This window comes from Campylobacter gracilis (assembly GCF_001190745.1).
GTDB lineage: Bacteria > Campylobacterota > Campylobacteria > Campylobacterales > Campylobacteraceae > Campylobacter_B > Campylobacter_B gracilis.
In genome coordinates, this window is the sequence record NZ_CP012196.1 from 2,262,239 (window position 1) to 2,281,652 (window position 19,414).

Below are 19,414 nucleotides of genomic sequence, written 5' to 3' on the forward strand. Positions count from 1 at the left end.
AATTTAGACTGGGTTAAATAGTTTGAGTCTTTGCCGTCAGCTTCTTTCTTGGATACCAAAAGTTAGCTATAAAAGAAATGATTGAAATAGTTAATTTATAAAATATCCGCGTTTAGGAATAGCAAGATTACAATCTATTTGGCACTCGGTAAGAGTATGCGGATAAAATTTCTTCTCGCAGTTTATATAGGCAAAAACGATTTTGTCCGTCGCTTCGTTTAACATAACTCTATAATCGCTAGCCGACCATTGCGGGCATTCGTACGCTAAGTCCAAATCCACGCTAACTACCAAACTATCGAATACAATCGAGTTTAATTCCTCGTAGACTAGTCTTAAGCTCTTTTGATCTTTCAGCGCTCTAATTTTATTTATCAAGCGGTATTCGTCCGATTTGATGATCTTTGCACCCAAGAGATCCTTCGCTTTTCCGTCGCCGTAAATCGATAGCTCGGTAGGATAATCTTTAAAATTTAACTTTAAAAGTTCGTCTAAGCCGCAACCGTCGTATTCTTTCATACGAAATAAAATTTTATTTTCAATAAACCATGTCGCTATGCAGCAGCATACTTGCTCGGGATTAAAAGGATGTAGATTTAAAATTCTATTTTCTAACGATAAACACAAATTTCTAATTTTGGGCTGCATTATTTCATCCTTTATTTCTACCTATATCGACGATCTCAACAAAATTTTAGCCATTTTTTCTTTATACTTAATTTTATATTTAGAATTTCACAAATTTAATACCTTTATTAATCCCCAAATATCAAATAGGCTAAATTTTTGCTCAAATTCCCATACGCAACTACCCAGTATTCTCGTACGATATTTTTGATTTGTAAGTTATCGCCCAGAAAGTCGGCAAATATTTTAATCCTATCCCCGTCTACCGAGCCTAGCTCTTCATCCTCTTTCTCAAACGAAGCGACAATTAAATGCGACAGAGCAATCTTATCGTGGAAATTCAATGTCTTGTTTTCTAGTAGATTTAGCATAGACGTAATTTTGCCGATGTCTGCTAATTCTAGCTCCCAATCCTGCTCATCTCCCGTCGAATCTAACCCCAAAAGCTTATTTAATTTTATTGCGCTTTCTTTTCTTACGAAATAATCGGTCATTTTATTATCCTTTATATATGTTTTTGCCGCGATATTTAGACGACTGCGCCATCTAGCAGTTTCCTAGAATTTTGCAAAGCCCATACGAAATTTTCGAGCTCTACGCAGTCTTTTAATTCAAATCCAAAATTTAACAAACCAACCGATAGGGCGTCGCCATCTTTTATGACATGCGCTATTAGATTGCCTTTATGTTCTATACTCACTTTATTTTCATATCTTGTAAATTTAAAGATATTTTTCGAGCATCTTCCGTTTCTTTTTGAAAATTTCTCAAACTGCTCCGTAAAATTCGGTGTTTGATTTCCATCTTTTAGCCATAATCCCCCAGCATATAGCGCCCATATAAGCTCGTAAAAATTGATATTATGCCGAGTCTCGGTAGCAGCGACCAAAAGCTTATTCGTTTCATGGTTGATCTGTATTAAAGCCTCTCTGTCCATATGCCAAATCTCGGCTACTACTTTTTCTCTATCCGGCACGGAGGCAATTAAAAATTCAAATTCATTTTTTATCATATTAAAATCCTATTTTTTGTTTTTTACTACCTAATTTAATTTGAATGCTCTATCGTTCGAGCCTAAATCGTATTTATTCCATTCTTTTATGACGTCTCGCGCCTTTTTTACTACGATATGCCAATTTGGATCCTCTATAATGGCGCGATCATCGGTTTCGTCTTTGGCTTGATAATGTTTTATAGCATCTCTAAATTCTTGCAATAATTCTATAAGTTTTGGCGGGAATCCTAAACGACAAGCCGTATTTTTTACAAAATCGTCGAAATCAAAATCATCAAAAAGCGTGCACATTAGCTCTATATACGATGAAATATAGCCCTCTACGTTGTTCTCATTCAACCAATACATTTTTTGCTGCTTTATGTTGGAAGCCTCTTCTATATTATTATAAATGCCCTTTACGCGGAATTCCTGTCCTTCTAAATTAAGCATCTATTTTTCTCCATAAATCTTTCTATTAAGCTTATCATATCTAAATCAAATTTCTATCCATATCAAATATTTTGGGATAGTTTTTATAGTTTATTTCGATATAATCGCCTTTTTTAAATTTTGTAGCTCGCGTCGATAAAACCTCTAAAACTACAAATTCAAATCCAAAAAATAGCTCATCCCATCCCTCTTCTCCTTCTTCGAGACCTGGATCGCAGCATCCTTCAAAATCATCATAAAATCTGACTTTGTATATATTATTTTCATCAAACTCAATGATAAACTCTCTTTTGTTTAGTTCATATATATTTTTCGCCAAATTTTTCATAATATCGCGTTCGTTGTCCGAAAATCTTAACAAAAAATTCTCGTAAATTTCTCTTCCGCTTAGCATTGTGCTCCTTTTTGCAGTTTAGCAAAGATTTGTCCGCTTGTGCCTGTTAATCGACTTCTTGGCTATTGTATTTCGCACTCTCGATCTCCGCAAGCGTTAATTTTGCCAAAGGATTGATAAGCTTAGCGATACAATATTTATTATCGCATGTAATCACGCTTTGGCGCTCATCTACTTTCATTGCGTTGGAGCAATTCGGGCACATTACATAGCCTTCGCCCAAATCAACGCCAATCGGAAAATTTAACCCTCTCTGCTCTTTCAAAAATCTAAAAAATTCCTCTTTCGAAATTTTGATATTAGAAAATAATCGAAAAATTTCTTCTGCCTTTTGCCTTATCTCGCCTTCTTTAAAAAATACGTTAGGAGCCTTTTTAAAATCTTCATCAAACTCAGAAAATCTACCCACCATCATATCCAATTCTTTTAATGCCTGCTCTTCCGCTTTATTGGTTGCGCAATATTGCGATTCCAAATCATACATCTTATAAAATTCATCGCAAAACAGCTCTATATCGCACCAATCGTATATGAATCCAGCTACTAAATAATACAATTCTTCATTTTGCTGCATATTTCGCCTCATTTTAAATTTTATCGCCATTTTTATTATTTACGCCTTTTAGAATTTCATGCAATAGCTCGTTTTCGGCGGCATTTTTCTCATCTAGTATTGATACGCCCATAGTTGTTGGAGTAATCTTAGATAAAAACAGATTTACAAGCTCCGTTTTTTCATCGATTCCGTATGACAATGTAACGATATCCAATAAATCGTGCCGCTCTATAAAACTATCAAAGATATCTTCTAATTGCGACGCTTTCTCTGCGTAGAAAAATATCCACTTGACGCCTATAAGAAAATCCGTTGTGATATTACTAAAGATATCTATCTTGTCCATAAAGTGCGATCCGATAAGCAAATATATGTCCGAGCCGCTTTTAGACAAAGAGTCAAGCTCGCAAATAGAACCGATATTTTTGTAATTTAGCATTTTATTCCTCGTCGCGCTGATTTTGCACCTTCTTTAGCCACTCCTCTTCAAATTTATAATATTTCTCAAACTTTTTATTCTTTTCTATTTGATTCCACTTTTCTATCTCAGCATAATCTTGCAGTTTGCCTCCGCATTTAGGGCAAACGCTCTTATCTTTAATGCCTAAGAAATTTACTCATATTTTTGAAATTTTATCGTAATTTTCCTGTAAAATTTTACTTAAATTTGGCTGTAGCCGTCGCTTAAATTTTATCCCTTTGAAATTTAAATTTCAACCGTTATCTGGCGTAAATTTCGCCGTTTTTTAAAATGCGCGCCTCAAACGCCGCTTTAAAATTTACACAGACACGAGCGGGCGAGGAGTCGCCGCGATAAATTTAAAGTCAAATTTTATTTCTAGCCATTTTTTAATTCGTTTCTTATTTTTAATATATTAAAATCCCGCTCCGTTTCATTTGCAAATTTGAAACGTATTTCTAAAAAGGTAAATCAATGAGCGAAAGAAATTTACAAATTTTAGGTTGGGCGGGCACATGCCTGTCGGTCATCATGTATGTGTCCTACGTACCAAACATAATGGCGAATTTAGACGGCAACAAAGTCCCGTTTCTCCAGCCGCTTGCAGCTGCGATAAACTGCACGATATGGGTCAGCTACGGTCTTTTAAAGCCTAAAAAGGACTATCCGCTCGCCGCGGCGAATTTCCCGGGGATCATCTTTGGGCTACTAACCGCAATAACGGCGCTTTAACCGCGCTTTTAGCGGCTTGATAAATTTCAAAATCGCCCGCACCGCACTTTGCCTGCCACGTCCGCAACGCTTTTTAGCTGCCTACTACGCTGCAACTGCTAGCTCGCTGCCGCACCGCACCCGAGTAGCTTATCGCAAGCGCGCCCGCACCTCACAAATCCATTACGACGCGGCTTTAGAATTTCACAAAATCGCCTACGCTGCATTCAAATCTGCCGAATTTAAATAACTTTTATACAAAATTTGATAAGCTTATTTTGATTAAAATTTTATCTTTAAAAGGACGAAAAATGAAAAAGGTCATCACTTGCGTCGATCAAAATGCGCTTGCCCCAGCGGTTAGAGATTACGGAATTTACGTCGCTAAAACCTTGGGTGCCGAGCTTGTGTTTATTCACGTGGTTGAAATCCCGGAGCTTGGCGAGAATTTTTATGGGCTAGCCGCAGGCGGGATCGTCCTAGGAGAGAATGATATCCTTGCAAATAGCTACGGAAGTCCCACACTAGGCGGCGTGGATGCGGAGAAAGACCACGAAGAAGCCGAAGCGATGCTGGATGAATATATCTGCGCTGCGACTGCTGCGGGCGTAAAGGCGAGTAAGATCATTAAAGATGGCGATTTTATCGACGTTATCGCCGAGTATAAAGACGAAGCCGAAATTTTTGTGCTCGGTATCAAAGGCTCAAATAACGAGGACGTAGGCTTTAATGCAAGCGTGCTGATAAAGGAGCTTCACGTGCCGTCGCTGCTAGTAAATAAGGAATTTTCGCCGATTAACTCCGTGCTCATTGCGTTTGACGGCACTGACGCGGCGAAACGCACGCTTGAGTTTATAAAGAGCTCAAAGCTTCTTGCGAGCGCACATAAGCATGTCTTGCACATCAATGCGGGTGCCGCAGAGGGCGAGCGGATGCTTAATCTGGCGCGCGAAATTTTAGGCACTCAAAATGCCACTTTCAAATGCATCCAAGCGGAAGTGCCCGCCGATGAGATCATCAAATATCGCCGCGCCAATAACCTCGATCTGATCGCTACCGGTGCCTTTACGAAAGGGTTTTTCAAAAAGCTCTTTTTAGGCAGCGTCTCCGAGGATATCTTGCACAATGCGCTTGTACCGGTGCTAGTGCTATCGTAATCGCAAGACCAAACGCCGATAAACGCCAAATCCCGTCGCTTACGTTATTTTAAAGCGGCGGGATTTTAGAATTTTAAATTTTTAAATCCTTTGCTTTTTAAATTCATATACTTTTTAAAATTTATATAAATTTTGCTTAAAAATTCGTCAATAGATCTTATTAAATTCCATTAAATTAGTAATTGCATATAAAATTTTATGATTTAGTTTATTAAAAATTTTATTATTATTTAAGAAGAATTGTAAGATAATCTCGCCAGTAAATTGATATAGATTATAAAATCTAAAAAGGATTTTTATGAAAAAGAGTAAAATTTTACTTTCTTTTGCACTACTTTGCTCGCCGTTTTGGCTTACTGCGGCGCAAAATAGCGGCGCTTCTCAAGGCCAATCCGCTACCGCAAGCTCTGCCTCTAAAATTTCGTCGTCGCAAAGCTCGCGCGCATCCACCGCACCGCGGAGCTCCACGCCGCGGGCTTCAAATTTAGCCTCTAATAGCACGGCGCCGAAAAACTCTGCACAAAAGCCTGGAAGCCCTACCGCTGCAAATTCCGCGCCGCAGGGCAACGCCGTCGTAAGCCCCGCTACTAAAGGCGTTGCACAAAATTCCATGCCGCAAAGCGGTAGCACGGCAAATTCTACGTTGCAGGGCTCAGACGGCGATAATCTCGGCACCATAAACGTCACGGGCAAGGCCGATCTGTCCACTACCGAGGGCACGGGCTCTTATACGACGGGCAATATGAGCACCGCGACGGGGCTAAATTTAAGCATAAGAGAAACGCCGCAGTCCATAAGCGTCATCTCCAATCAGCTTTTAAAAGATCTGAGCTTGCACAACGCCGAAGAGGCTCTTTCAAAATACGCCACCGGCATTTCGCTAAATAACGACGCAGGCGGCAATCGCATCGTCTCGCGCGGCTTTTATGTCGATAATATCCAAGAAGACGGCATCGCAAGCTCGGTTTCTAGCTCCGTGTTCGGGCCGCTGGGCTCATCGAAGGAATTTACCGATTTGGAATTCTACGATCGCGTCGAGGTTCTGCGCGGCGTAGCGGGCCTTACGCAAAGCAACGGCGAGCCCGGCGGCACGATAAATTTAATCCGAAAGCGTCCGAGCGATCAGTTCGGCTTTAACGCAAGTCTAAGCGGCGGTAGCTGGGATAATTATCGCGGTATGATCGACGTAACGGACGCGGTAAATCAAAGCGGTACGGCACGCGCGCGGTTGATCGGAATTTTAAGTAAAACGGGCTCGTTTAAGGACTATCCGCGCAACGGCTATCGCGAAGGCGTCGGCGTTTCGACGGAATTTGACGTGACCGATAAGACGCTTCTTAGCGCAGGATTTTTGTGGCAAAAAACCGTCGGCGTATATGATATTTACGGCGTGCCCGTTTTAGATAATCATGGAAATTTACTAAATTTACCGCGCAGAAGCTACTTCGGTTCGGACTGGGATAAGAGCAAATATGAAAAATTTAACGTCTACAGCGAACTCTCGCACGAATTTAGCGATGATCTGAAAGCCTACGCGAGGCTCAATTATACCGATAGCGACAGCATGTTAAAATTCGGAGCGCTCGGCGGGGCAAATCCTTACAACGGCAGCTCGTCGCATACGGTGCGATATAGGATTTACGATAACGACTCCAAAGAGATCGGGTTTCAAACGGGGCTAGACGGCAAATTCGAAGCATTCGGGCAGAAGCACGACTTTTTCTTAAACGGCTCGCTTAGCAACGAAAAGCTTAATTGGCGCGAGACTAGGACGAGAGATTCTTCTCTGGCGTCGCTGGGGATGAATATTTATAACTGGGACCGCTCAAGGATTGCCCAGCCCGATTGGAGCAGTGCCGCTAGCTTTAAAGACCGAAGCTCCACTACCATAAAACAGCGCGCGATCTCGCTCGGGACTAGATTAAACTTAACCGACAATTTTCACTTTTTGCTCGGCGGGCGCTTTTCGAAGGTAACTTACAGCAGGTATTATTATAATATTTTGCGCGGTACGGCTTCGCATAGAGCGAGCCCGAGCAAATCGGATTTCACGCCGTATGCAGGGGTGGTCTGGGACTTTGCGGATAATTTTTCGTGGTACGCAAGCTATGCCGAAATTTTTAAGCCGCAAGCCGCGCGCGATAAAGACGGTAAAATTTTAGATCCCGTCGTCGGCTATAATTTAGAAACCGGCGTGAAGGGAGAATTTTTTGACGGCGCACTTAATACGAATGTCGCGCTATTTCAGATCATTCAGAAAAATAGGGCGATGAGCGATCCTCTTAATACGAACTACTCCATAGCCGAGGGCAAGGTGCGAAGCCGCGGCGTGGATGCCGAGCTGCAAGGCTCGCTTACTGAGAATTGGAAATTATTCGCAGGATATACTTTCAACCGCAGCGTCTATTTAAAGACGGAAAGAACCTCCGCGACGGTTGATTATAGCAAGGGCGCAAACGCCAAACGCTACATTCCGAAGCATCTGTTTAAGCTCTATACGAACTATGAAATTCCGCTCGGCGAAAATCGCAAGATCACCCTGGGTGCGGGCGTGCGCTATCAGAGCAAAACCGCTTCGATATATCGCGAAAACGTTGCGTACTACGCCGCACCGCAGAAGGCTTACGCGCTGTGGGACGCGAACGTCGGCTATCATTTCGACAAGCACTTTAGCGTAAATTTTGCGGTCAAAAACATCGCGGATAAGAAGTATTTTCAAAACACGCAAAATCGCGTCGCGGGGATGAATAATTACTACGGCGAGCCGCGAAATTTTATGCTAACGCTTAATTATACGTATTGAGTGCGGATGAAATTTGCGCTTATGCGAACTCGGACCGACCGAGCTTGCACGCGGCCTTGGATAAATTCCGCGCTTCATAAGGGCGCGGATGAGGCGGGCGCAGAGGCGCGAGGCTAGGCTTTGTCGCAAGTAGCACGTAGCGAGGCGGGTAAAATTTGAACGAAGCCGCGGGATTAAAATTTAACTCGCGATTTGGTTGATTGGCGATTGATTAGCGCGGGCGATCGCGGGCGATGCGGGCAAGGGCGATAAATTTAATCCCGCGAAATTCCAAGCGAATTAAACGCGCAGACTTGCGAGCATAAAATCCGCTCGCGAGCCTGCGGGATCAAATTTAATCCCGCGATCTCGCTGCAACCGGCGCTAAATTTTAAAATTTAAAGAGAAAATTTGAAAACGCTAAAGCAATTTTTTGAAATTCTACGTCCGCACTGGTTCGGCAAGGGCGCGGCGAAGCTGTGGGCGCTACTGCTGCTCGCGCTTGGTTTTAGCCTCGCTATCATCAAAATCAGCGTGCTGATGAACGCGTGGGATAAGCGCTTTTACGACGCGCTAAGCGAACTTAAAGGCGAGCTCATTCCCGCGCTCGTGGGCGAGTTTTTGCTCTACACGGCGCTCATCGTGCTTTTCATCGTCTGCGGTAGCTGGCTTCGCAAACTGCTCGTAATCGTCTGGCGCGAGCGGCTAAGCGCGATGATGGAGCGCAAATGGCTACATAACGCAAACTTCTACCGCACGAGTCTTGAGGGGAATTTCAGCGCTGTAGGCGGATCAAATTTAGAAAAACCCGGCGACGTAAATTTAGATGAAAATTTAAACGAGCACGCAGAGTGTTCCGCAGCCGAGGCGGATAGCGCGGCTTTGCATAGAGATGTAAATGAGCTTGAAATTTTACCGAGCACGGCGAAGCAAAATGCAGCAGGGCAAAGCGGCGCAAGCGAGAATAAAATTTCATCCAAAACTCGCGCAGATTGTGAAATTTCAAAAACGATTGCAAAGCTAGACAACCCCGATCAGCGTATCGCCGAGGACAGCTTGCTGCTCGTGCAAAAAAGCGTCGATCTCGTAAAATCGCTCGTCTATAATCTCGCCAAGCTCATCGCCTTCGTTGCGATATTGTGGCAAGTCTCGAAGGTGCTGAAATTTGAAATTTTCGGCATGCGCTTTGAGATCGAAGGCTTTTTGCTCTACGTCGCGCTCCTTTATACGCTACTTTGCTCGCTGATTACGCATCTCATCGGGCGCAGGCTTAGGGGGCTAAATTTTGCCAAGCAGCGCGCCGAAGCCGATTACCGCTCGGATCTGCTGCTCGTGCGCGAAAACGCAGAAGCCGTAGCCTTTATGCGCGGAGAGGATGCCGAGCGCGGCCGCTTTCGCGCGAGCTTCGGCAAGATCATGAGAAACTGGCGCAGCATCATGAATACGGAATTTCGCCTCGAATGCTTTTCGGCAAGCTACCTAAAAATCACGAATTTAATCCCGATCTTTGCCTGCTTGCCGCTGTATTTGTCGCGCGCGATGAGCTTTGGCGACATGATGCAGGCGCGCTCGGCGTTTTACAGCGTGCAGGACGGATTTGCATGGTTTATGGACTATTACAAGCAGATCATGGAGTGGGCGGCGAGCGTGCAGAGGATCTATGAGTTCATCTCGCGCATGGACGGCGAGAGCGCAAATCTGCGTGCTTGCGTCAAACAAAGCGACGAAAATTCCGCTCGCTGCGAGGGCTTGTCGGTCTTCACGCCTGCGGGCGAGCCGCTGATCGAGGATCTACGCTTCGAGCTTGCGCCCGCGCAGTTTATAATGCTGCGAGGCAAGAGCGGCGCGGGTAAAAGCACGGCTCTGCGCTACGTCGCGGGTCTTTGGAGATACGGTCGCGGCGAGATCAGCCTGCCGCGCACGGGCGTGATATTTATCCCGCAAAAGCCCTATCTAGCACCGCTTAGCCTAAAAGAGCTTATCGCTTATCCGCAGCCGCCGCGCGCAGACGATGCGGAATTTTTAGAAATTTTACGCCGCGTAGGGCTTAAAAAATTTGCCCGCATGCTAAACTCGCGCGCCGATTACGTTAAAATTTTAAGCGGCGGGGAGGCGCAGCGGCTTAGTTTTGCGCGGATACGCTACCACAAGCCGAGCTTTGTTTTCGCAGACGAGATCACCTCCGCGCTCGATCTCGCCTCGGCGCGCGAGCTACTACTGGGTTTGCGCGCAGATCTGCCGAGGCTCGGCATGCTAGCGATCGTGCATCAAACGGGGCTTGAGGACATATTTGAGCGGACGATAGAGCTTTAAATTCGGCCCTTTAAATTTCACGCGCCAGGGATTTCGCCTTTAAATTCATATCTTTTTAAATCCAGATTTATTAAAATTACTCGTTTATATTAAGCGACGATAAAATTTAGCCGAGGCACTCGGTGCCTGTGCGCATGAGTAATTAGCGCTCGCTACATAGGTGCAGAAGCTCGCATCCGTATATGCTCGGACCCATACATGTAGTCGTCAGCACGGCGGCGTCATGGGCCATACGACTACGTAGCGGCGAGCGGCTTGGAGGTCGGTAAACGGCGCGCGATCGCGATTTTGCGCGAAATTAAGTCGGTAAAATTTAAACGCAAGATGATCCGCCAAGAAGACGGCGCCTAGATAAAATTTTAAACCGAGCCGCGATCGGTAGCATAACGGCGTGCTAAATGAGCGGGCTACGTAAGCGGTGCGATGCGCGGGCGTCGCAATAAGTCGGTAGTGCGTCAGTCAGATGGCATGTAACACATCGGCGGTGCAGACGGCACGTCGTAGTCGAGAAGCGGAGCGGCGATACGTACCTACTCAGCGCCGTATGACATAATCTTCGCTCGGACAAATAATTCATCATAACGACGCGATGATCGAAGCGAACAGCGCGGCCGTGACAGCGGATCGACAGCACAAAGCGGCGCGGCATGATTGCGGCGACGATAGCATAAAATGCCGCAATATGGCAACCGCGATAACAGGATGCGTATAGGTAAAGCGCAGTGCAAGTAGTGCAAACGCGTGATACGATGATGGTGATCCACGGAGCATATAAGTGAAACAGCGGTGCGGACGGCGCAACAACGCCGCTGCGATACTATAGCGGCGATCGGCGAGGCGTACCGGTGCAGCAGCTTAGCGCTTGCAGGCACTCCGCGTGAAGTCGCTAAATTTTAAAAACAAAGCAAGGAGATTTGATGCTTAAGGCGGGGATTGTTTATAAATTTGCGCTCATCGTGCTGCTAGGCTGCGCGCTTTGCGTTTTGGGCTTTTCAGGCGTTAATTTCGCGCGCGGCGAATATGACGAGGCGTGGATGAGCCTGCATAAGATCGCGGGATTCGGCCTGCTTTGCGTCGCGATCTTGCATTTAATCACGAGGCGAAAGAAGCTCATAAAGCTCTGGGGCGAGTTTTTGGACGTGATCTTAAGTCGCAAGAATCCGGGCTTTTGCAATATGGACCGCATCATCGGCGCGATCGAGTCCTATAATATCAGAGAGATCGCTGGTAAAATGGGCTTTGGCGCCGATGAACTCGCTGCAATTTTAAAATCGAACGGTATCAAGCTCGTAAGCGCAGATCAAGATCTGCGCGAGCTTGCGAAGTTCAACGACGAAAAAATTTTCTTCATCTTGGTACTTTTAATCGAGGCAAAATTCGGTAAAGCAAGCGGATGTAAGGTCTAAATTTAAAAGGCTTAATAGCCCGCGTTTGCGATCGCTTCGGCTTGAGAGTGCGCAATGAGCGGGTCGATGATCTCGTCGAACAAGCCGCCCGCCATGATCGCGTCCAGGCGGTAGAGAGTTAAATTTATGCGGTGGTCGCTGATGCGGTTTTGCGGATAGTTGTAGGTACGAATTCGCCCCGAGCGGTCGCCGGTGCCCACCTGATCCTTGCGATCTTTGCGCTCTTTTTCTAAGCGCTCCTGCTCCTGCATATCGTAAAGGCGCGCCTTCAGCACCTTCATCGCCGCCTCTTTGTTTTTGTGCTGATCCTTGCCGTCTTGGTTGGTGACGACTAAACCGGTCGGGATGTGAGTGATGCGAACGGCGCTATCGGTGGTATTTACGGACTGCCCGCCGTGGCCGGAGCTGCGCATAACGTCGATACGAAGGTCGTTCGGATTGATCTGTATCTCGCTATCCTCGATCTCGGGCATCACGGCGACGGTGATTGCAGAGGTATGCACCCTGCCCTGGCTCTCCGTTTCTGGGACGCGCTGCACGCGGTGGGTGCCGCCTTCAAATTTCAGCCGCGAATACGCTCCCGCGCCCTTTACGAGCAAGATCACTTCTTTGTAGCCGCCGACGCTGCCTTCGCTAGTGCTTACGATCTCGCATTTATAGCCGCGAAGATCGGCGTAGCGCAGATACGCGCCGAGCAGATCGCCCGCAAACAGCGCCGCTTCGTCGCCGCCTGTACCGGCGCGGATCTCTAAAAAGATATTTTTATCGTCGTTGGGGTCTTTTGGAAGCAGTAAAATTTTGATTTTTTCTTCAAGCTGCGGTTTTTGCGTCTCTAAGTTTTTAAGCTCCTCTTTGGCTAGCTCGCCGAGATCGGCATCGCTTAGCAGAGCTTTGTTTTCTTCGATCTGATTTAAAATTTTAAGATACTCGCTAGCCGCCTCTTTGATCGGCTCGATACTGCGCTGCTCTTTAGATAATGCCGTCATATTAGCGATATCTGCGGTAATTGCGGGATCGCTAAGCATGCGCGAAAGCTCGTCATAGCGATCCAAAAAAGGCTTTAGTTTATCGGCTAGCATTTAAATTTTATGCGTAAGTAGCGCTTACACGGCGGTTTTTAAAGAATTTACGAGTTTGGCTAGGCGGCTTACTTTTCTGCTCGCGGTCTGTTTTTTCAAAAAGCCCCTGCTTACGAAGCTGTGGAAGCTTTCATTAGCCGTTTTCAGAGCCTGAGTCGCTGCGTCTAGATCCTTGCTCTCGACCGCCTCTCTTACGGCTTTTGTGATATTTTTTACTCTGGTGCGATAAAATCTATTTCGCTCCGTTCTTTTTATGGTTTGTCTCGCGCGTTTTTCGGCGGATTTGTGATTTGCCATAACGTTCCTTTTCGGTTAAATTTGAACCTGCGATTATACGTAAAAGATATTTAATCTACGCTTAATTTAAGTGAAATTTAAAATAGCTCGAATTTATGAAGATTAAACTTTTTTTTGGTAGAATTTTACGATTTTTATATAAGGATTTAATAATGAAACTTTTCGGGACGGACGGCGTACGAGGCAAAGCGGGAGAATTTCTAACCGCCGAGCTTGCGATGCGACTAGCTATGGCCGCAGGAATTTATTTTAGGAAAAATTCCGTTACGAATATGATTTTAGTCGGCAAAGATACCCGCAGAAGCGGCTATATGATAGAAACCGCGATCGTTGCGGGTCTTACCTCGGTAGGCTACAATGTCCGCCAGATCGGCCCGATGCCTACTCCTGCGATTGCTTTTCTTACGGAGGATATGCGCTGCGACGCAGGCATCATGATAAGCGCAAGTCACAATCCATACTACGACAACGGCATTAAATTTTTCAACAGCGAAGGCTTTAAACTCGACGAAAAAGAGGAAGCGCAGATCGAAAAAATTTATTTCAGCGACGAACTCATCGCCGAGGCGCGCACCAAAATGATGCAAATCGGCGCCGCAAAGCGCGTGGACGACGTCATCGGCAGGTACATCGTACATATTAAAAATTCCTTCCCGAAGCAAAAGACTCTGCACGGGCTTCGCGTAGTGCTTGATTGCGCAAACGGAGCAAGCTACAGGGTCGCACCTACTGTATTTAACGAGCTTGGGGCTGAAACGATCGTCATCGGCGACGAGCCTAACGGAAAAAATATTAACGATGCTTGCGGCGCGCTAAGCCCGCAAAATTTAGCCTCGGAAGTCAAAAGATTGCGCGCCGATGTCGGGTTTGCCTTCGACGGGGATGCCGATAGGCTCGTAGTCGTGGATGAAAACGGCGAGATCATCCACGGCGACGCGCTACTTGGAATTTTAGCAGTCTATTTGAAAGGAAAAAATCGCTTAGCAGGCAATAAAATGGTAGCCACAGTGATGAGTAATTCTGCGCTGGAGGATTTTTTAGCTAAACACGACATCGCGCTTCATCGCTGCAATGTAGGCGATAAATTTGTACTTGAGACGATGCACGAGCTAGGCGCAAATTTTGGCGGCGAGCAGAGCGGGCATGTGATTTTCGGCGATTACGCTAAAACGGGCGACGGCATTGCAAGTGCGCTGCAATTCGCCGCCTGCATGCTGGATACGCATAAAAAAGCGAGCGACCTTTCGGCGATGCTTAAGCCATATCCTCAAATTTTACGAAATTTAAAGATCGCGGATAAAAAACCGCTTGAAAAATTAAAAGGGCTAAAGGAGCTTGAAACAAGCCTTAAAGCGGACAAAATCCGCTCGCTCTTTCGCTACTCCGGCACCGAAAACGTTATCCGCCTCTTAATCGAGGGTAAAAACGAAAAACTGCTGCAAAAGCGAATGGATGAAGTGGAAAAATTTTTCATCAAAGCCCTAAATGAATAGCGATTTTATAAAATTTTACGGCTCGGCAAACTGCCCGCTCCACACGAAAAGCGCGGATAAAAAGCGCAGGTTTTACATATTTAAATTCGAGCTGCAAGATGGCTAAGACCTGTATTAAATTTATCCTGCTTTTCGCGGTGATCTTTGCGATCGATCAAACGATCAAGCTCGCGTTTTTAAACGGCTTTTCGTGGCAGGGGGAGTTTTTTTCGCTAGAGCTTACGCTTAACCGCGGCGTTGCGTTTTCGATGTTTGCGTTTTTGGGCGAAAATTTAAAATTTATCCAGATCGCGCTGATCTCAGCTCTTGCAGGATACGTGTTTTATCACAAGAAATTCTTTTGCGAGCACTGGATGCCGTTTGCGCTGATGCTTGCTGGAGGATGTTCAAACCTGCTCGATCGCTTTATTCGTGGCGGCGTCGTAGATTATGTCGCATGGCATAAGTGGTTTGAGTTTGCGGTGTTTAATTTCGCCGACGTGATGATCGATCTAGCCGTGGTGATTTTTATTTTTCAGGGCTTACGCACCGCAAAAAAGGAGAAAAATGAAGAGAAATAATTACATCGCTTACGCGCTTTGGTTTTTAGGTGCGTTTTCATGGATCGCAGCTATGCCTATCGGTGGCGGACTGCATAGAATTTACTGCGGCAAATTTATCAGCGGATTTGCTCAAATTGCGCTATTTTGGCTAGGGAGCTTTACACTATGGTTTTTAGTGGGCTTTTTGTTTTGGGCGATTTGGGGAATTTGGATTTTGCTAGATATATTTTTCGTAGGAATTTGGGTGGAAGATTTAAATGCTTTTGCAAGCGAGACCGAGGAGGACGACTACGAAGGACGTCTAAAAAAAGTCGATGCGCTCTTTGAGCTGTATCAAAAAGGCGCGATTTCTAAAGAGGAATTCGAGGCGCGAAAAGAAATTTTAATAAGAGATTAAGGAGAAAAAATGAGTTACTATTGGTTTAAATTTGTCCATTTTGCGGGCTTTATTTCATGGATGGCGATGCTGTTTTACATGCCGCGCCTGTATGTTTATCATGCTGAAAATTTAGACAAGCCGGATTTCGTAAGGGTCGTTAAAAAGATGGAGCGGATGCTGTATCACGCGATTGGCTGGATAGCGATGGCAGTGACGGTTTTTAGCGGCGTGATGCTTATCATTTTAAATCCGGGGCTTATGAAAATGGGGTATTTTCATATAAAATTACTAGCCGGAGTTTTGTTAATCTGTTATCATTTGTGGCTGTATTATTATATGTATAAATTTGAAAAAAACGAGTGTCACAGGAGCGGAAAATACTTCCGTGCGATCAACGAAGGCCCTACGATCATAATGTTTATAATACTTTATGCAATGCTAATAATGCCGAATTTACCGAGCAACTAGCCCGTTTTGATAAAAATTTAATTAAAATTTGCATAAAATTAGAGCAAAATTTTAAAGGAAGCATGTGCAACATATCATTAAGAAAATTTTATCAAGCGAAAGTAGTGCCGGCGTTATATTACTTCTATCCGCGGTTTTTGCGATCGTAGCTCAAAACGTAGAATTTTTATCAAAGTATTATGAAGCGTTTTTGCATCTAAGTTTTACAATAGGCGTGGGTTCTGCGAAGCTCGACGAATCGATGCATTTTTTAGTAAACGACGTGCTTATGGCGATATTCTTCTTTGCCATCGGACTTGAGCTCAAGCGCGAAAAGATCGAAGGGCAGTTGCGCCATTTCTCTCAAATTTTACTTCCTAGCTTCGCGGCTTTGGGCGGAGTAATGATGCCCGCAATCATATTTTCGATCATCAACTGGGGCGATGCCGTCGCGATGAAGGGCTGGGCAATCCCTACGGCGACCGATATCGCTTTTGCCGTGGGCGTTATGGCGCTTTTAGGCAAAAAAATCCCGGCTAGCCTTAAAATTTTCGTTTTGACACTTGCGATAATGGACGATCTGTGTGCAATTTTAATCATCGCTTTGTTTTATTCCTCTACCATAAACGCAATCTATCTAGGCGGCGCGGCTGCCTGTGTCGCAATAATGCTAGCGATGAGCAGACTTGGCGTTGATAAAAAGCTTCCGTTTATCATCGTAGCCGTTGTGCTGTGGGTAATGGTACTAAACTCCGGCATCCACGCGACCATCGCAGGAGTACTGGCGGGCTTTTGCATCCCGCTTAAGACCCGCTCGGGCTCTATGCTAAAGGATATGGAGCACGGACTAGCCTACCCAGTAAATTTCTTCATCTTGCCGATCTTTGCCTTTACAAACGCAGGCGTTTCGCTAGCGGGCATCAGTCCTAGCTTCCTTTTCGGTCCGGTGCCTATGGGCATTATGCTCGGACTATTTTTTGGTAAACAGATCGGAATTTTTGCCTTCAGCTGGATCTTAATCAAAGCCAAAATCGCCTACATGCCCGAAAATGCAGGCTGGCCACAGCTTTACGCAGTAGCAATCATCTGTGGTATTGGCTTTACGATGGCGCTTTTCGTCGATGGCCTCGCATACGGCGGCAGCGATATGTATCATTACACGGACAAGCTCGCGGTATTTTTAGGCTCGATAATTTCCGGGGTAGTGGGATTTTTCGTCGCAAAAGCAGTCGCGGTAAAACAAAGCTAAAATCCGTAAAAAGATTAAAATCTTAAAATTCTACCGCTCAAAAATTTTAAAAATTCAAGAGCGACTCTAAATTTTAAAAATTTATACGCTACAAAATTTAGCTTAAAATTTTAGCTTAAAATTCTGTTTGATCCAAGCGCAGCTTAAATCACCAAAATCCCCGCATTTTGCATTAAGCTTAGCGCGCATTCGTCGTAGTATCCGCGCTCATGGTTCGGCGCATCGTAGGTAGCTACCGCATCGCGCGGAACGATGACGTCCTTATCCTCGCCAGTTTCGTTGAGATAGGTGCGCAGGCTAAGCGTGAACTGCATCACGCAGATGTCGGTGCAACAGCCCGTAATCACAAAGCGATCGAAGCCGTCCAGAATTTTCTTATCCAAATTATGAAAGCCGTTCGTGCTGCGCTTAAAAGTGACGTTTTGCTCGCTTACGTAGGGCGCGAGCTCCTCGATCACCTCCGCTTCGGGCGAGCCAACTAGACAGTGGATCGGGTAGCGCTTCATCTCCAAATCCCGCTCGGCGTGAGCGTCACAGATGAAATGCACATTTTTCGCCGCCTCAATCTGTTTAAGCACCGCAGGAGCGATCTTTGCTATGCTGGGATCGGCCATCGCGCCGAATTTTACGAAGCCGTTTACCATATCGATCACAAATACCAAAGTTTTCATCAAAACTCCTTATAAATTTCAGGTTTCATATCTTTTAAAAGATCCATTTTAGCGCGAAATTTTAAAATTTCATCTAAATTCGCTCGAGCAATCTTCACGGCCTCTTTTTTGCCTAGGCGCGCGACGATCTCACCGCCCGGACCGATCAGCATGGAATTTCCGCCGAAACTCTCGCCCTGCCCCGTATCGCCGCAGCCGTTTACTGCGCAGATAAAAATTTGATTTTCGATCGAGCGGGCCTTAGCGAGCGTGATAAAATGCTCTATGCGGCTTTGCGCAAACTGCGCGATCACAAAAACTATCTGCGCGCCGCAAAGCGCTAAGGCACGAAAAATTTCACAAAAGCGCAGATCATAGCAGATCACGACGCCGATTTTGACCGCGCGATTTTGAAATTTTATCTCGCAAATGCCTAGCTTATCGCCGCCGCTTACGATCTCGTTTTCGCGAGCGAGCGAAAAGGCATGGATCTTGTCGTAGCGTAAAATTTTGGCTCCGTTTTGATAGACGAAAGCGGAATTGTAAATTTTATCTTGCCTAGAATTTATCGCTCCGCCAATCAAAACGGCGCCGTTTTTTTGCGAAATTTCGCTTAAAAATTTTTTCGTATGAGCAGCGTTCGTATCGGCGAGCTCTTTAAATTTAGCCGTATTAAAACTCGTATTAAATGCCTCGGGCAGCACCGCTACGTCCGCACCGCGTTTTAACGCGCGGTTTATCAGCTCGCGCGCGCGAATAAAATTTTGCTCGCAATCTGCAAAATTTTGAGCTACTTTCACATCCATTTGCAAAATAGCGATTTTCATAAAACCTCCTATTTAGGCGCTAAGCGCATAACATTTGCATGCGTAAGCGCGATAGCTATGGCATCGGTGATGTCAAGCGGCTTAATCTCCTTATTAATCCCCAAGATCCGCTTCACCATGAACGCAACCTGCTCCTTCGCCGCCTTTGCTTTGCCCGTGACCGATTTTTTTACCTGAAGTGGCGTATATTCGGCAAAATTTCCAAAAATTTGTAAAATTTTAAGGGCCAGCGCGCCGCGAAACTGAGCGAGCTTTAAAACAGACTGCGGATTATAGGCATAAAACATCGATTCTATCGCAACCTCATCGATCTTATGAGCGCTAAAAATTTGATCGATCGCCTCACTCATCTGCGTCATTTGAAATTGCACGTTTTCGGCCTTCATTTTCACAAGTCCCGCCTCTATGAGGGTGATTTTATTCACATCTTTTTTCAAAATCGCATAGCCTAAATTTCTAGTTCCCGGATCGATTCCTAAAATTTTCATATCCACCTTTCACGCTTATTCACAGTTTAATCACCGGTGAATAAACTTAAATTTACCACAAATTTAGCGAAATTTAGCTAAAATCTTAATCTAATTTGTAAGGGAATTTT

At 45.2% G+C, this 19,414-nt stretch carries 22 protein-coding genes; 10 read left to right on the forward strand and 12 right to left on the reverse strand.

What is annotated here, in order from left to right; translation table 11 throughout:
* Positions 1-90: 90 nt before the first annotated feature.
* From CGRAC_RS11155 to CGRAC_RS11185, 7 genes are all read right to left on the reverse strand, one after another.
* Positions 91-648 carry a hypothetical protein gene (locus tag CGRAC_RS11155; RefSeq protein WP_005872890.1) on the reverse strand — a complete coding sequence of 186 codons (558 nt, stop codon included), beginning with the start codon at positions 646-648 and terminating at the stop codon, positions 91-93.
* A 107-nt stretch (positions 649-755) separates the two neighbouring features.
* On the reverse strand, positions 756-1,121 hold the full coding sequence (locus tag CGRAC_RS11160) for a hypothetical protein (protein ID WP_005872892.1): 366 nt from the start codon (positions 1,119-1,121) through the stop codon (positions 756-758).
* 35 nt (positions 1,122-1,156) lie between these two features.
* A complete protein-coding gene (locus CGRAC_RS11165) occupies positions 1,157-1,639 on the reverse strand; it encodes a hypothetical protein (RefSeq protein WP_005872893.1) in 483 nt (160 codons plus the stop codon).
* Between the two features lie 30 nt (positions 1,640-1,669).
* On the reverse strand, positions 1,670-2,074 hold the full coding sequence (locus tag CGRAC_RS11170; protein ID WP_005872895.1) for a hypothetical protein: 405 nt from the start codon (positions 2,072-2,074) through the stop codon (positions 1,670-1,672).
* Positions 2,075-2,114: 40 nt separating this feature from the next.
* Positions 2,115-2,468, reverse strand: coding sequence for a hypothetical protein (locus CGRAC_RS11175; protein ID WP_005872897.1), 354 nt, complete (start codon positions 2,466-2,468; stop codon positions 2,115-2,117).
* Positions 2,469-2,514: 46 nt separating this feature from the next.
* Positions 2,515-3,042: a hypothetical protein gene (locus CGRAC_RS11180; protein ID WP_143297828.1), complete on the reverse strand. Its 528-nt coding sequence runs from the start codon at positions 3,040-3,042 to the stop codon at positions 2,515-2,517.
* Between the two features lie 13 nt (positions 3,043-3,055).
* Positions 3,056-3,463 (reverse strand): hypothetical protein, encoded by a 408-nt coding sequence (locus CGRAC_RS11185; RefSeq protein WP_005872901.1) that lies wholly within the window; start codon positions 3,461-3,463, stop codon positions 3,056-3,058.
* A gap of 495 nt (positions 3,464-3,958) precedes the next feature.
* On the opposite strand from CGRAC_RS11185, the gene CGRAC_RS11190 reads away from it, so the two are divergent.
* The 5 genes from CGRAC_RS11190 (at position 3,959) to CGRAC_RS11215 (ending at position 11,853) form a co-directional block, all read left to right on the forward strand.
* Complete coding sequence (locus CGRAC_RS11190) at positions 3,959-4,216, forward strand: SemiSWEET family transporter (protein ID WP_005872903.1); 258 nt, start codon at positions 3,959-3,961, stop codon at positions 4,214-4,216.
* A gap of 290 nt (positions 4,217-4,506) precedes the next feature.
* A complete protein-coding gene (locus tag CGRAC_RS11200; protein ID WP_040304318.1) occupies positions 4,507-5,352 on the forward strand; it encodes a universal stress protein in 846 nt (281 codons plus the stop codon).
* A 298-nt stretch (positions 5,353-5,650) separates the two neighbouring features.
* Complete coding sequence (locus CGRAC_RS11205) at positions 5,651-8,155, forward strand: TonB-dependent siderophore receptor (RefSeq protein ID WP_005872909.1); 2,505 nt, start codon at positions 5,651-5,653, stop codon at positions 8,153-8,155.
* A 390-nt stretch (positions 8,156-8,545) separates the two neighbouring features.
* Positions 8,546-10,447 carry an ABC transporter ATP-binding protein/permease gene (locus CGRAC_RS11210; RefSeq protein ID WP_005872912.1) on the forward strand — a complete coding sequence of 634 codons (1,902 nt, stop codon included), beginning with the start codon at positions 8,546-8,548 and terminating at the stop codon, positions 10,445-10,447.
* 917 nt (positions 10,448-11,364) lie between these two features.
* Entirely contained in the window at positions 11,365-11,853 is a 489-nt protein-coding gene (locus CGRAC_RS11215) for a hypothetical protein (RefSeq protein WP_005872917.1), read from the forward strand.
* An 11-nt stretch (positions 11,854-11,864) separates the two neighbouring features.
* On the opposite strand, the gene prfA is transcribed toward CGRAC_RS11215, so the two are convergent.
* The gene (prfA, locus tag CGRAC_RS11220) at positions 11,865-12,932 is read right to left on the reverse strand and encodes a peptide chain release factor 1 (RefSeq protein WP_005872919.1); all 1,068 of its coding nucleotides are present in this window, start codon (positions 12,930-12,932) and stop codon (positions 11,865-11,867) included.
* 24 nt (positions 12,933-12,956) lie between these two features.
* Entirely contained in the window at positions 12,957-13,229 is a 273-nt protein-coding gene (rpsT, locus tag CGRAC_RS11225; RefSeq protein WP_005872921.1) for a 30S ribosomal protein S20, read from the reverse strand.
* Positions 13,230-13,381: 152 nt separating this feature from the next.
* Here rpsT and glmM point away from each other — a divergent pair, with 152 nt between their 5' ends.
* The 5 genes from glmM (at position 13,382) to nhaA (ending at position 17,339) form a co-directional block, all read left to right on the forward strand.
* Entirely contained in the window at positions 13,382-14,722 is a 1,341-nt protein-coding gene (glmM, locus tag CGRAC_RS11230; protein ID WP_040304321.1) for a phosphoglucosamine mutase, read from the forward strand.
* A gap of 98 nt (positions 14,723-14,820) precedes the next feature.
* Positions 14,821-15,282, forward strand: coding sequence for a signal peptidase II (gene lspA, locus CGRAC_RS11235; RefSeq protein WP_005872928.1), 462 nt, complete (start codon positions 14,821-14,823; stop codon positions 15,280-15,282).
* Positions 15,269-15,661 carry an NINE protein gene (locus CGRAC_RS11240; protein WP_005872930.1) on the forward strand — a complete coding sequence of 131 codons (393 nt, stop codon included), beginning with the start codon at positions 15,269-15,271 and terminating at the stop codon, positions 15,659-15,661. Before lspA ends, CGRAC_RS11240 begins: the two co-directional genes overlap by 14 nt.
* Positions 15,662-15,670: 9 nt before the next feature.
* Positions 15,671-16,111 carry a CopD family protein gene (locus CGRAC_RS11245; RefSeq protein ID WP_005872931.1) on the forward strand — a complete coding sequence of 147 codons (441 nt, stop codon included), beginning with the start codon at positions 15,671-15,673 and terminating at the stop codon, positions 16,109-16,111.
* Between the two features lie 64 nt (positions 16,112-16,175).
* The gene (gene nhaA / locus CGRAC_RS11250; protein ID WP_005872933.1) at positions 16,176-17,339 is read left to right on the forward strand and encodes a Na+/H+ antiporter NhaA; all 1,164 of its coding nucleotides are present in this window, start codon (positions 16,176-16,178) and stop codon (positions 17,337-17,339) included.
* A gap of 143 nt (positions 17,340-17,482) precedes the next feature.
* Here nhaA and CGRAC_RS11255 read toward each other — a convergent pair whose 3' ends face one another.
* Genes CGRAC_RS11255 through ruvC form a run of 3 tightly spaced genes read right to left on the reverse strand, consistent with a single transcriptional unit; the run spans position 17,483 to position 19,304 of the window.
* Positions 17,483-18,010 (reverse strand): cysteine hydrolase family protein, encoded by a 528-nt coding sequence (locus CGRAC_RS11255; RefSeq protein ID WP_005872935.1) that lies wholly within the window; start codon positions 18,008-18,010, stop codon positions 17,483-17,485.
* On the reverse strand, positions 18,010-18,816 hold the full coding sequence (locus CGRAC_RS11260; RefSeq protein WP_005872937.1) for a nitrilase-related carbon-nitrogen hydrolase: 807 nt from the start codon (positions 18,814-18,816) through the stop codon (positions 18,010-18,012). The genes CGRAC_RS11255 and CGRAC_RS11260 overlap by 1 nt, the downstream gene beginning before the upstream one ends.
* Positions 18,817-18,824: 8 nt before the next feature.
* Positions 18,825-19,304 (reverse strand): crossover junction endodeoxyribonuclease RuvC, encoded by a 480-nt coding sequence (ruvC, locus tag CGRAC_RS11265; protein ID WP_005872939.1) that lies wholly within the window; start codon positions 19,302-19,304, stop codon positions 18,825-18,827.
* Positions 19,305-19,414: the final 110 nt, after the last annotated feature.